We start from the raw sequence: 13,227 nt of genomic DNA, 5'->3' as shown, positions 1-13,227 counted from the left end.
AAGCTACGGGCCCTTGCGGTCAGATTCTGTCCGCAAGGGCCCGTCGTCCGGGAAAACCGGAGGCCCGGTCCGGGAGAGCCGGAGGGCTAGAACGGGAAGCCGCTCCGGCCGTGCTGCACCGAGATCCACTTGACCGTGGTGAAGGCCTCCAGGGTCGTCTCGCCGTTCAGGCGGCCGAGGCCGGAGTGCTTCTCCCCGCCGAAGGGGACGAGCGGCTCGTCGTGGACGGTGCCGTCGTTCACGTGGAACATGCCGGTCTCGATCTGCTGGGCGAAACGCACGCCGCGCTCGATGTCACCGGTGTGGACGGCGCCGCTGAGGCCGTACGGGGTGTCGTTGACGATCCGGACCGCCTCCTCCTCGCCTTCGAAGGGGAGGAGGAAGACGACCGGGCCGAAGACCTCCTGCTGGAGCAGGGCCGAGCCGGCGGGGACACCGGTCAGCACGGTCGGTTCGACCAGGTTGTCGGTGGCGGTGCCGCGCACCAGCGCCGTGGCGCCCTCGGCGATCGCCTGCTCGACCACGCCGGACACCGCGTCCGCCTGCGAGGAGTTGATCACCGGGCCGATGACCGTCTCGGGGTCGCGGGGGTCGCCGACCTTGAGGGACTTGACCTTGGCGACGAACTTGTCGGTGAACTCGTCGGCCACCGAACGGTCCACCAGCACCCGGTTCGCGGCCATGCAGACCTGCCCCTGGTGCACGAAGCGGCTGAAGACGGCCGCGTCGACCGCGTAGTCGACGTCCGCGTCGTCGAGCACCACCAGCGCGCTGTTGCCGCCCAGTTCGAGCACCGAGCGCTTGAAGTGGGAGGCGCAGACGGTGGCGACGTGCCGTCCCACGGCGTCGGAGCCGGTGAAGGAGATGACCTTGGGGATCGGGTGCTCGATGAAGGCGTCGCCGATCTCGGCGATGTCCGTGATCACGACGTTCAGCAGGCCGCCCGGGAGACCCGCGTCCTCGAAGATCTTCGCGATGAGCGAGCCGCCGGTGATCGGCGTGTTCTGGTGCGGCTTGAGCACCACCGCGTTACCGAGGGCGAGGGCCGGGGCGACCGACTTGATCGACAGCAGGAAGGGGAAGTTGAAGGGGCTGATCACACCGACGACGCCGACCGGGACGCGGTAGACGCGGTTCTCCTTGCCGTCGATCGGCGAGGGGATGATCCTGCCCTCGGGGCGCAGTGCCAGATGGATCGACTCGCGCAGGAACTCCTTGGCGAGGTGCAGTTCGAAGCCGGCTTTCAGACGCGTGCCGCCGAGCTCCGCGGTGATCACCTCGGCTATCTCCTGCTCGCGCTCCTCGATCAAACGCAGCACCTTCTCGAAGACCGCGCGGCGGCTGTAGGCGTTGGTCGCCGCCCACTCCTTCTGCGCGCGGGCGGCCGCCCGGTAGGCCTGATCGACCTCGTCGGCCGTGGCTATCGTGATCGAGGCGAGCTTCTCGTCGTCGTACGGGTCGAAGTCGATGATGTCCCAGGAGCCGGTGCCCGGGCGCCACTCACCGTCGATGTACTGCTGTGCCAGGTCGGTGAAGTAGGACGACATGTGATCCCTTTCCCCCTGCTGCCGAGGCGGTCGAAGCAGTCGGAGCCCGATCAACTCCCGATCACTTCACGTTCAGGTCTGCCTGATCACGCGTCATCGTACTGTCGTCGCACACCAGTTGGGACTTCGCTCAGGTGTTCCGGCGAAATACTCGGGACGGGATCCGGGGGCGGGTCCGTGACCTGGGCTAGGACAGGGTCAGCAGCCCGCGCAGCACGTCGCGGCTCTGGTCCGGGCCCGGGCTGTCGTGCTGCAGCTCCTTGAGCGCCTTCTCGTACTGGGCGACGTCCTCGCGCTTGTCCAGATAGAGGGCGCTGGTGAGCTGCTCCAGGTAGACGACGTCCGACAGGTCGGACTCCGGGAAGCTCAGCAGCGTGAAGGCGCCGGACTCGCCGGAGTGCCCGCCGAAGCCGAACGGCATGACCTGGAGCCGCACGTTGGGCCGCTCGGAGACCTCGATCAGGTGCTGGAGCTGGCCGCGCATCACTTCACGGTCGCCGTACGGCCGGCGCAGGGCGGCCTCGTCCAGGACGATGTGCAGTTCCGGGGCGTTCTCGGAGACGAGGTACTTCTGCCGTTCCAGGCGCAGCGCCACCCGCCGCTCGACGTCGGCCTCGCTCGCGCCCTGCATACCGCGCCGGACCACCGCGCGGGCGTACGCCTCGGTCTGCAGCAGGCCGTGCACGAACTGCACCTCGTAGACCCGGATCAGCGACGCCGCGCCCTCCAGGCCCACATAGGTGGGGAACCAGCTGGGCAGGACGTCGGAGTAACTGTGCCACCAGCCCGCGACGTTGGCCTCCCTGGCGAGGGAGAGGAGCGAGGTGCGCTCCGCCTCGTCCGTGATGCCGTACAGCGTCAACAGGTCTTCTACGTCTCTCGTCTTGAAGCTCACCCGGCCCAGCTCCATGCGGCTGATCTTCGATTCCGAGGCGCGGATCGAGTAGCCCGCGGCCTCTCGCGTGATTCCCCGGGCCTCACGCAGTCGCCTGAGTTGCGAGCCGAGCAGCATGCGCCGCACCACCGATCCGGGCTCTCCCGCGCTCACGTCCGTCAGCCTCCCCAACCCCGTCCTCAAGGGCCGCAGTCTGCCACTAAATCACTTCGAGCAGTACTCGCGCGATTACACAAACGGAAAGAGATCGAAGAAAGTGCGCACGGTCGGTGGCACGAAGGGGGCACGACGAGGGCGAGAAGTGGGCGGAAAAAATGGCCTGTAAGCGGTACGCGAGGGGCCAATTCGGTCAGGTGCACGTGCATCTGCCCTTGCATCTGCTGTACGCATCCGAAACCATGGTCCCGCGCCACCGCTGCATCGCAACGACCGCGAATTCCCGGGAGTGCCTCGCATGGGGACGAATGGATCGACCATGCTCGAGCCGTTACGGCAGGGCCTTCCGCCGCTCGACCTCGCGGCCGTGTCCAACGCCGCCTCCTGCGCCCTGCCCGCCCGTTACGAAGCAGTGCGCGAGGCACGGCAGTTCACCCGCAGAACGCTGGACCAGTGGAACACGGACGACCGCTTCGACGACGTCTGCCTGGTGGTCTCCGAACTGGTCACCAACGCCCTGCGGCACGCGCTGCCGGCGTCCACGCCGCGGACCGGCGAGCAGAGTTCGCCCGTGCGCCTGCACCTGATGCGCTGGACCGAGCGGCTGGTGTGCGCCGTACGCGACCCCAGCCGGGACAGCCCGGTCGCCCGGGACCCGGACGACTGCTCGGCGGAGTCGGGCCGCGGCCTGTTCCTCGTCGACTCCTTCAGTGACAGCTGGGGCTGGCAGCCGCTCTCCGGCACGCTGAACGGCAAGGTGGTCTGGGCGCTGTTCCGGCTCCAGCCGGCCGAATGACGAGCCGCGGCGTCGAGCGACGCCGCGATTCTACGCGCGTCACCGAGCGTTACGCGACGATTGCCCCGAGTCGCCCCTGACCCGATGCGGCATCAGCCCAGGATCAGGTGGTCGAACTCGCCGTCCTTGATACCGAGCAGCATCGCCTCGATCTCCGCGCGCGTGTAGACGAGCGCGGGACCGTCGGGAAACCGCGAGTTGCGCACGGCCACCTCTCCCCCCGGCAGGCGCGCGAACTCCACGCAGGATCCCTGCGAATTGCTGTGCCGGCTCTTCTGCCAGGCCGCCCCGCTCAGTTGCGTGGCCGCCATGCCGTTGTGCACGTCGTACCCCCCGTGCACGCCCTCAACGTCGTGGTCCACAGGTCGCTCCCCGGTGGTGCACTGGCTGGTGTGGCCATTGATGCATCGGTCAACTGACCCGGATCATAGCCCCGTTCACGTGCAGATGCATGGGCGGATGCACGTGCACGCGCAGTGGTGCGGCCGTTACAGCTTTGACGCTCGCTCTGCTCGAACTGTGGCGGCGTCTGCCCAGGGACCCGCAGTACATGCGAGCGCCGCCCCCTGTCCATGATCGGCCGCGCCGCCCTCGGCGCGGGGGCGTCCGGATCCGATCGGTCGTGCTCCCGTAGTCGTGTCTCCTGTAGGAGACGCTCGCCGCGGCCTTCCTGTTCCAGCGTCCATGTGCGGGTCCGGCAGATGGGCGGGGGAGGCGAGGTGAACGGGAGCCCACGGCCCCGTCGGCCGGGCCTGGTAGCTTGCTGCGGTCGTTTCGGCCCACGCTTGGGAGCTGCCAGTGACCACGCCGACCCTCTCACCTGTCTCCCGTACCGTCGCGCGCCGCCGGACGCGGACCGCGGCCGCGGCCGTGACCCTGGCCGGCGCGCTCGCACTGACCGCCTGCGGCAGCGGCGGCGGTGCCAAGGACGACGCCTCGTCCACCGCCGACGCCTCCCCCACCGCCACCGCGGACAGCGGCGGTGGCACGGGCGGCTCGACGGGCAAGGACGCCGGGCTGGAGGGCAGTTGGCTCGCCACCACCGGAGGCAAGGCAGTCGCGCTGGTGATCACCGGCGCCAAGGCGGGACTGTTCACCACCGGCGGGTCCGTGTGCAGCGGGACGGCCGGCGAGGAGTCCGGAATGCGGATGATCCATCTGAAGTGCGCGGACGGTGGCAAGGACCGCACCACCGGCATGGTGGACTCCGTCAACAAGGACACCCTCAAAATCACCTGGGAGGGTGGTCTCGGCAAGGAGACGTACACCCGTTCCGAAGGCGGGACGCTCCCGCCCGGCCTGCCCACGGCGAGCCTCGGCTCCTGAGTTCACCCAGGTCGGCGCGGTGCGGTCGGCCCCGGCCGTCGCACCGGCGCCGGCCGGGCCGCACGGGGTCCGGGTACGGCGGCCGAATGCGGCCACGCGCAGCGCGCTCGTGCGCGATGATCCTGGGGCATCGTCACGGACCCCAAGGAACCACCTCATGCGCGCGATTCCGATCACTGTCACCGCCCTCGCCGCGGCCCTCCTCCTCACCGCCTGCGGCAGTGGCGGCAGCGGAGGCGGCGACGACACCGGGAGCAAGAACACCGACGGCACGGCCTGCCGGATCGGCGACCTCGGGGTGCAGGTGGGCCCCGCCAACACCGCGCCCGCGGCAGGCGACTCCGGCGACGTCCCGGTCACCCTCTCCAACCACGGCGCCCAGTGCACCCTGCAGGGCTTCCCCGGCGTCGAGCTGGCCGCCGCGAGCACCTCGGCGACCGTGGCCGCGGACAGGGCCGGCGCCCCGCAGAAGCTGACCCTCGCCAAGGACGCCACGGCGACCTTCACTCTCACCTACGTGCGGGGCAAGGAGGGCGACCCGAACAGCCTGGCGGCGAAGACGCTGAAGCTCACCCTGCCCGGAGCCACCGACAGCAAGAGCTTCACCTGGTCCTACGGCCCGGTCCAGGGCAAGAAGAACGCGACCGACCCGAACGCCACGGTGACCGCCTTCACTCAGGCCGGGGACTGAGAGGGGCGGATCGGGCGGCGCGGCGCGGCGCGGCTCGGGCGGCGCGGCGCGGCTCGGGGTGCGGGTCGACGGCCGGGGTCGGCTGGCGCCCGGCTCGGAGCGCGCGGGACAGCGGCTCGGGGCGCGAGGTTTACGGCACGCGCGCCCCTCCGCTCGCGGCGTGCGCTTCCCCGTGGGCGGCGCCGGGGTCAGCCCAGTCGTGGCCGGGCTCTCATCTGTGCCCGGTCCGCCGCCCGGGCGCCCTCCGTCCAGCCGTCCACGTCGCTCACCCCGCGCAGGCGGGTGGTGGTCGTCTCCGGGAACAGGCGGTCGAGGCGGTCGGTGACCGCCACGTCCCGGCTCGCCAGCACCGGAAGCAGGTCCTCGGTGACCTGGGTCTCCGCGGCGGCCGCGAGACGGGTGCCTATGCGGTGGGCGTAGGCGGCGAGGAAGGACTGCCGGAAGGTCTTGGTCCGCTTGCGGCCGCCCGCGCGCTGCGCCGCCTCGGCCCTGGTCATCGCGGTCGTGGCCTGGACGAGCAGCGAGGTGTAGAGGATCTCGACCGCCTCCAGGTCGGCCTCGAAGCCGACGACGGTGGAGAAGCCGAAAGGCTCGTTCCACACGGCCCGGCAGTGGTTGGCGGTGGCGACGGCGTCCAGCAGGACGGCCTTGGCCTGCTCGTACGGCGGTTCCACGCCGATACGGCAGGCTCCGGGCGCGTCGGGGGCCTGGCCGCGGGACGCGAGCAGCGCCTCGTCGATGCTGTGCCGCGCCATCAGCTCCTGCGCCTTGGCGCTGAGCGCCTCCGCCTCCTCCGGAAACCCGGTCGCCTCCGCCTTGGCCAGCAACGCACGGATCCGGGTGAGCATCCGGGAGTCGGTCCCGGGCGCCCGCTCGGCGTCGGCCCGGTTTCCTCGGTCCGACCCGCGCTCGGCGCCGCGACTGGAACCGGCCCCGGCACCCGGCTCGTCGAGGGCTTCCAGCGTGGGCAGCCGCAGCAGCAGGCGGTACAGCTCCAGGACGGTGGTGGCGTGCGTGAACCGGTCGGTGCGGGCGGGCTCCTCGCGGGTCAGTTCGTCGAGCTGGGCTGCCCAGCGGCGGCCGCGCGGCCGGTCCGCGGGCGCCTGGGCGCGGACGAGCACCGCCAGAAGGCGCAGGTGCGCCTCGTCCAGCTCCCGCCGCACGATCCGTACGACGTCGGCCGGCTGCCAGCCCCGCCGCCATGCCGCCGCCACGAACTCCTGCCCACGCCGGGCGAGTTCGGCGTCGACGGCCGGGTCGGCCGCGAGCAGGGAGGCGCCGAGGTCGAGGGAGTCGTCGGTACGGGCGTAGAGCGCGGCCTGGAAGGCGCGGTCGACGGCGCTGGGATCACTCACGCGTCGATCGTGCCATGAGGCCGCGACACCGCATCCACACCCTGTGGACAACTTTTCGGGCGCCGGCACCCGCACGGCCGCTGGTTGTCAACTTCGGGTTGACGGCCACCCTCTGTCAACCTAAGGTTGACACATGGCGAACCCTTCCATCAGGTCGTCCATCCGACTCGACGACCTCATCTCGGCCATCAAGAACTCTCACCAGGAGCCCCTCGAACAGCTCCAGGACGCCGTGATCGCCGGCGAACACCTCGGAGAGGTGGCGGACCACCTCATCGGGCACTTCGTCGACCAGGCTCGGCGCTCGGGCGCCTCCTGGACCGACATCGGCAGGAGCATGGGCGTCACCCGGCAGGCCGCGCAGAAGCGGTTCGTGCCCAAGGAACCGACCGACCTCGACCCAAGCCAGGGCTTCAGCCGGTACACGCCCCGCGCCCGCAAGGTCGTCATGGCCGCCCACGACCGCGCCCAGGCCGCCAAGAGCGCGGAGGGGCTGCCCGCGCACCTGGTCCTCGGGCTGCTCGCCGAGCGCGAGGGCCTCGCCGCGAAGGCGATCCAGGCGCAGGGCGTCCCCCTGGACACGGTCCGCGAGGCCGCGACCGCCGCGCTGCCCCCGGCGTCCGCTGACGCTCCCGAGCTGGTCCCGTACGGCCCGGCCGCCAAGAAGGCCCTGGAACTCACCTTCCGCGAGGCCCTGCGCCTCGGCCACAACTACATCGGCACCGAACACATCCTGCTGGCCCTGCTGGAGCTGGAGAACGGCACGGGCCTCCTGAGCGACCTCGGCCTCGACAAGGCGCGCACCGAGGAGTACGTCACGGCGGTCCTGGCTGAACTGCTGGAGACCCGCCCCCAGGAGGAGCAGAGGGAACAGAGGGAACAGGGGGAACAAGAGCAGCAAGGAGAACAGGGCGATTAAGGAAAACGGACGGACCGGGACGTAGCGGCAGCCCACCCGGGAAACAGCGGAAGCCCACCGGAACCCGCAGGTCACGGCCGTTGTCAGACCCGCCTGCGACACTCGCGGCATGACCGGCCGGTGGGCGATCGCTCCGACCGAGGACGGCGGCGTTCAGGTCGCCCCCCTCGGTCCGGACGGGCTGCCCGCCGGGCCGGTGCGCCGGGAGCCCGACCTCGCCGCGGCCGTGAGCGGCAGACCGGACGTCGCGCGGTGGGTGTGGCGGTCCACCGCCGAGGTCTATCCGCGCCTGCTCGCCGCGGGGGTGCGAGTGGAGCGGTGCTACGACATCGAGGACGCCGAGACACTCCTGCTCGGCCACGAAGGGCACTGTGGCGAGCCCCGCTCGGCGGCCGCCGCCCTGGCCCGGCTGCGCGGCGGTCCCGTACCGCCGGATCCGCCGCAGCGGTCCGCCGAACCCGGCGCGCAGTCGGCCCTCTTCGAACCGCAGGGCGCGCGCCTCCCCCTGGAAGACCTGCTCGCGGTCTACGCCGAGCAGCGGCGGCGGCACGACCGGGCCGCCCACCCCGACCGCATGCACCTGCTGACGGCCGCCGAGTCGGCCGGGATGCTCGTCGCCGCGGAGATGAACCGCGCGGGCCTGCCGTGGCGCGCGGACGTGCACCGCCAGGTGCTGCGCGAACTGCTCGGCGAGCGCTACGCCGGCGGCGGCGAGCCCCGCCGTCTCGCCGAACTCGCCGACGAGGTGTCGGCCGCCTTCGGCCGCCGGGTGCGGCCCGATCTGCCCGCCGACGTCGTGAAGGCCTTCGCCCGGGCCGGCGTCAAGGTCGGGTCCACCCGCCGCTGGGAGCTCCAGTCCGTCGACCACCCGGCCGTCGAGCCCCTGCTCGCCTACAAGCGTCTGTACCGGATCTGGGTCGCCCACGGCTGGTCCTGGCTCCAGGACTGGGTGCGCGACGGACGGTTCCGGCCGGAGTTCCTCGCGGGCGGCACGGTCACCGGGCGCTGGGTGACCAACGGCGGGGGCGCCCTGCAGATCCCCAAGGTCATCCGGCGTGCCGTGGTCGCGGACCCCGGCTGGCGGCTCGTCGTCGCCGACGCCGACCAGATGGAGCCGCGCGTGCTGGCGGCGATCTCCCGCGATCCCGGTCTGATGGAGGTGGCCGGGCGGGAGACCGACCTCTACCAGTCCGTCTCCGACCGCGCCTTCTCCGGCGACCGCGCCCAGGCCAAGCTCGCCGTGCTCGGCGCGGTCTACGGGCAGACCTCCGGCGACGGCCTGAAGAACCTCGCCGCGCTCAGACGCCGCTTCCCCCGGGCGGTGGCGTACGTCGACGAGGCGGCGCGGGCCGGTGAGGAGGGGCGGCTCGTACGGACCTGGCTGGGCCGCACCTGCCCGCCCGCGGCGGGGCGGGGCGACGACGCGGCGGAGGAAGCCGGTATCCCGGTGGCACAGGACGGGGATACCGAAGGATCCGCCGACGGGCACGACCGGCACGACCGGCAGTGGATGCCCGGCTACGCCTCGACCGACTCGCGCGCCCGCGGCCGGTTCGCGCGCAACTTCGTCGTCCAGGGCAGCGCTGCGGACTGGGCGCTGCTGCTGCTCGCCGCACTGCGGCGGACCTGCCGCGACATGGCCGCCGAGCTGGTCTTCTTCCAGCACGACGAGGTGATCGTGCACTGTCCGGCGGAGGAGGCCGACACGGTGGTCGGGGCGATCCGGGACGCGGCGGAGCTGGCGGGGCGGCTGACATTCGGTGAGACACCGGTCCGCTTCCCGTTCACGACGGCGGTGGTGGAGTGCTACGCGGACGCCAAGTGAGGCCGCGGGAGCGCGCCGGGTGAGGCGACCGTGTGAGGGCGACGGGTGAGGAGGCCGCGTGCGCGGGCCGGTCTCAAGGCGCCTCTTCGGCCCCGCTCAAGCCTTCCGCACAGCCGTCTGCCGGGCGGTCCCGTCCGGCGGGCCGGCGAGCAGGGCGCGCAGTTCGGCCGCCACCGCCTTGGCGTCCGTCCCGTCCAGCGCCACGAGGGCCGCGCGCCACTCCTCGTAAGCCTCCTCGACGCGACCCTCCTCCACCAGCAGCAGTCCGTACTGGTGCCGGGCGAGTCCGCCCGTGTAGCGGTCGGCGCGGGTGTCGGCACGACGCAGCAGTTCGGCGCACTCACGGCGGGCCTGTCCGGCGCGGCCGAGCTGCCGCAGCGCGCGGACGAGGCCGAGCCGGGTCTGCGACTCGCCGTGCCAGTCGCCGTGGCCGCCGAGGATGCGCAGGCTCTCCCCGAAGTGCTCGGCCGCGGCGGCCGGTTCGCCGAGGGTGAGGTGCGCGTAGCCGATGTTGCAGTGCGCGGTGTGCTGCACGATGACGGCGCCGATCTCGTCGCCGATGGCGAGCGAGAGCCGGTGCTGTTCGATGGCGGCACGCGGGTCGGTGTGCTCGTAGAGATTGCCGAGGTGGCTGTGGGTGACCGCCTCGCCGTAGGGGTCGTTGAGCTGCCGTGAGCACTCCAGGCTCTGCCGGAGGGCCTCGCCGGACTCGGCGTACCGGCCGAGTCCTTCGAGGAGCAGTCCGCGGTTGTTGAGGCTGCGCCGGATGCGCGAGGCGACGCCGAGCCTGCGCCAGATCGCGAGCGACCGGTCGTTGAGGACGAGCGCGTCGCTCTGCCGGCCGGTCAGGAAGTACAGCCCGGCGAGGTCGCCGAGGGCGTACGCCTCGGCCGCCTCGTCCCGCAGCCGGAGCGCCGCGTCGAGGCCGGCCCGCCCGAGCACCTCCATCTCGGCGACACGGCCACTGCGCTGGGCATACGGGAAGAACAGCCGGACCAGGACGGAGAGACGGGCGACGACACGGTCACCTGCCGGCGCGGGAAGGTCCTGCCGGGTGGGGGTCCGGCCGTAGCGGTCCGCCAGCGCGACGACGTTCTCCAATTCCACGTCGCCCCAGGCGAAGGCCTCTTCGGGGCTGTTGAACGGCGGGACGGACCCCACGTCCGCGCGGTGCCCGGCCGGCTGGGCCGCGGTGGGGTGCCGGCGGTCCTCCCGGTCCAGACCCGGCTCGACGATCGCGACGAGCGCGTGCTCGGCGACGGCGGCGTACCAGCGCAGGGCGGCTTCGGCGACGTCCGTGCCCGTCTTCGGCCCCGCCCCTGCTCCGGCCCCTTCTCCGGCCTCCTCTCCGGCCCTTGGCCCGGCGTCCGCGCCGCTCTCCGCTCCGGTCCCTGCCCTGGTACCTGCTCCGGTGCCTGCTCCGCTCCCGGCCCCGGCCACCGCCCCGGTCCCGGTGCCACCGGCGCTCCCTTCGGCCTCCGCGAGTTCGCGGGCGAAGTAGCGCACCAGGTCGTGGGGGGCGTACCGGCCGTAGGCCGACTCCTCCAGCAGGGCCACGTCGACCAGGCGGTCGAGTGCGGCCTCGGCGCGGCGCTCGTCGGTGCCGATGAGGCGGGCGATCAGGGGTGCGCCGTACGTGGGCAGGTCGAGCGCGCCGATGCGGCGCAGGGCGAGGGCGGCGTCCCGGTCGGCCTCGCGTTCGGAGGCGGCGAGGGCGTCGTGCGCGACGGCCAGCGAGCGGCGCACGCTCAGATCGTCGTACTCCAGATGGTGCAAGCGCTCTTCCGTTGCGGCCAGTTGCCCGGCGAGCACGTCGGGCGTGAGGGCCCGGCGGGCGGCCAGCCGGGCGGCGACGACGCGCAGGGCGAGCGGGAGGCGGCCGGTGAGTGCGACGAGTGGGTGCCCGGCGTCGAGCCCGTGCCGCCCGGAGACCGCGCGCAGCAGCGCCGCGCTGTCCTCGCCGGACAGCGGCGCGAGCGGGAAGCGGCGGGCGCCGTCGAGGGCGGTCAGCGGCGAACGGCTGGTGACGAGCACCGCGCACCCGGCCCCCGCCGGCAGCAACGGCCGTACCTGAGCGGCGCTCTCGGCGTCGTCCAGCACGAGCAGCGTACGCGTCGGAGCCAGCAGGGAGCGCAGCAACGCGGCGGCCGCGTCGGGGTGTTCGGGAATGTGCCGCGGCTCGGCGCCCAGGTCGCGGAGCAGGGCACGCAGCGCCTGGCGCGGGGTGAGCGGGGTCATACCGGGGGTGGCGCCGTGCAGGCTGACGTAGAGCTGACCGTCAGGGAAACGTTCCAGCAGCGTATGGGCGGCGTACAGCGCGAGGGCGCTCTTGCCGACGCCGGCCATGCCGCTGATGACGGCGACCGGGCTGCCGCCGCCCGAGGGCCCGGTCAGGGCCCGGCGCAGGGCCCGCAGGTCGTCGGCGCGACCGGTGAAGTGCGCGGGCCGCGGCGGGAGTTGCGCGGGCCGGGGCGGCTGGGGGCCGTCGGGGTCCGGTGCGGGATCGGTGGAGCCCGGGACGGATACGGGCGTCCTCGCGGGGCCCCGGAGCACCTCCAGGTGGGCCTCCTGCACGGCCGGGCCCGGCTCGACGCCGAGTTCTCCGACCAGGCGGGCGCGCAGGTCCCGGTGGACGGCCAGGGCCTCGGCCTGACGACCGGTGCGGTGCAGGGCGAGCATCAGCTGACGGTGGTACGCCTCCCGCAGCGGGTGCTCGGCGGCCAGCGCCGCGAGTTCCGGTACGAGACCGGCGAGCCGGGTGCCGCCGAGGGCCAGCTCGGCGTCGTAGCGCCACTCCAGGAGCAGCAGCCGCGCCTCTCCCAGCCGCTGGACGACGGCGTACCCGCCCATGTCGTCGGGCAGCCCGCTCAGCGGCGCGCCCCGCCACAGCGCGAGCGCCGCCGTGCAGGCGCGCACCACCCGCGCCCAGTCCCGGCCGGCGTGCGCGGCGCGCGCCTCGGCGAGCCGCGCCTCGAAGACGTGGAGGTCCAACTCGCCCTGGCCGACCCGGAGCAGGTAGCCGGGCGGCACGGCCCGCAGCCGCTCAGGATCGTCGAGGAGGCGGCGCAGCCGGGCCACGTGGTTGTGCAGCGAGGCCTGCGCCGAGGCCGGCGGTGCGCCGCCCCACAGGACGTCCTTGAGCGCCTCGACGGACACCACCCGGCCGGCCTCCAGCAGCAGGGCGGCGAGCAGGGCACGGACCTTGGGGCTGCCGATGGGACGGACGGCGGGGAGGGGCAGGTCCTTCGGGACGAACTCCCCGGGGCCGATCGGGCGGCACGGGACCGGCTCGTACAGCACGGGCGGCCCCAGCAGTCCGAAACGCAGCTCGCACCGCATCACCCCGTCCACTGCCTTCCCGCGCGCCCCCCGCATCCCCGTCCGGCCGCGACCGGCCGCACCGCGCGGCGGGCGCCCGCCGTCCTGGCGGATTTCCGCCCTCTGCACAGCGGTTTCCCGCCGCCTTTCACCGACCGGCCCGGGCAGTTTTCCGCTACGGTTCAGGCCGTCTGTCGGCGCACCCCGGCGACTTCCAGCCAACTGGCCGACGACCATCGGGGGAACCGATGGCCATATGTTAGCGATCCGTTGGCGCGGCCTGATGTGATCACTGCATCGGATACGGGCCGACGGTGCGGGCGTACGCGCAACTCGGGGGAGTGTCGCCGCCGGCCGCATCCGGGGACGCGAGGGGTCCCGGTCGTCAGAGGTGAACGA

Annotated in this window: 10 protein-coding genes; 5 read left to right on the top strand and 5 right to left on the bottom strand. The window is 72.8% G+C overall.

What is annotated here, in order from left to right; all coding sequences use genetic code 11:
* Window positions 1-86 precede the first annotated feature (86 nt).
* Both ACF1A5_RS10155 and ACF1A5_RS10150 read right to left on the bottom strand, forming a co-directional pair.
* Window positions 87-1,547, bottom strand: a complete 1,461-nt coding sequence (locus ACF1A5_RS10155; RefSeq protein ID WP_392192369.1) for an aldehyde dehydrogenase family protein — start codon at window positions 1,545-1,547, stop codon at window positions 87-89.
* 187 nt (window positions 1,548-1,734) lie between these two features.
* Window positions 1,735-2,559, bottom strand: coding sequence for a helix-turn-helix domain-containing protein (locus ACF1A5_RS10150; RefSeq protein ID WP_392192441.1), 825 nt, complete (start codon window positions 2,557-2,559; stop codon window positions 1,735-1,737).
* 337 nt (window positions 2,560-2,896) lie between these two features.
* Between ACF1A5_RS10150 and ACF1A5_RS10145 the strand changes: the two genes are divergently transcribed.
* Window positions 2,897-3,394: an ATP-binding protein gene (locus tag ACF1A5_RS10145; RefSeq protein ID WP_392192368.1), complete on the top strand. Its 498-nt coding sequence runs from the start codon at window positions 2,897-2,899 to the stop codon at window positions 3,392-3,394.
* Between the two features lie 92 nt (window positions 3,395-3,486).
* Here the strand turns inward: ACF1A5_RS10145 and ACF1A5_RS10140 are convergent, their stop codons facing one another.
* Window positions 3,487-3,756, bottom strand: a complete 270-nt coding sequence (locus tag ACF1A5_RS10140) for a DUF397 domain-containing protein (protein WP_392192367.1) — start codon at window positions 3,754-3,756, stop codon at window positions 3,487-3,489.
* A 436-nt stretch (window positions 3,757-4,192) separates the two neighbouring features.
* On the opposite strand from ACF1A5_RS10140, the gene ACF1A5_RS10135 reads away from it, so the two are divergent.
* Complete coding sequence (locus ACF1A5_RS10135) at window positions 4,193-4,720, top strand: hypothetical protein (protein WP_392192366.1); 528 nt, start codon at window positions 4,193-4,195, stop codon at window positions 4,718-4,720.
* 157 nt (window positions 4,721-4,877) lie between these two features.
* On the top strand, window positions 4,878-5,411 hold the full coding sequence (locus ACF1A5_RS10130) for a DUF4232 domain-containing protein (RefSeq protein ID WP_392192365.1): 534 nt from the start codon (window positions 4,878-4,880) through the stop codon (window positions 5,409-5,411).
* 188 nt (window positions 5,412-5,599) lie between these two features.
* Here ACF1A5_RS10130 and ACF1A5_RS10125 read toward each other — a convergent pair whose 3' ends face one another.
* On the bottom strand, window positions 5,600-6,766 hold the full coding sequence (locus ACF1A5_RS10125) for a DUF2786 domain-containing protein (protein WP_392192364.1): 1,167 nt from the start codon (window positions 6,764-6,766) through the stop codon (window positions 5,600-5,602).
* Window positions 6,767-6,899: 133 nt separating this feature from the next.
* Here ACF1A5_RS10125 and ACF1A5_RS10120 point away from each other — a divergent pair, with 133 nt between their 5' ends.
* The gene (locus tag ACF1A5_RS10120; RefSeq protein ID WP_392192363.1) at window positions 6,900-7,685 is read left to right on the top strand and encodes a Clp protease N-terminal domain-containing protein; all 786 of its coding nucleotides are present in this window, start codon (window positions 6,900-6,902) and stop codon (window positions 7,683-7,685) included.
* A gap of 109 nt (window positions 7,686-7,794) precedes the next feature.
* On the top strand, window positions 7,795-9,510 hold the full coding sequence (locus ACF1A5_RS10115) for a bifunctional 3'-5' exonuclease/DNA polymerase (RefSeq protein ID WP_392192362.1): 1,716 nt from the start codon (window positions 7,795-7,797) through the stop codon (window positions 9,508-9,510).
* Window positions 9,511-9,606: 96 nt separating this feature from the next.
* Here ACF1A5_RS10115 and ACF1A5_RS10110 read toward each other — a convergent pair whose 3' ends face one another.
* A complete protein-coding gene (locus ACF1A5_RS10110; RefSeq protein WP_392192361.1) occupies window positions 9,607-12,849 on the bottom strand; it encodes a BTAD domain-containing putative transcriptional regulator in 3,243 nt (1,080 codons plus the stop codon).
* Window positions 12,850-13,227: the final 378 nt, after the last annotated feature.

This window comes from Streptomyces sp. NPDC014864, assembly GCF_043081525.1.
In the GTDB taxonomy this organism is placed as follows: domain Bacteria; phylum Actinomycetota; class Actinomycetes; order Streptomycetales; family Streptomycetaceae; genus Streptomyces.
This window is presented reverse-complemented; position numbering and strand designations above follow the sequence as displayed.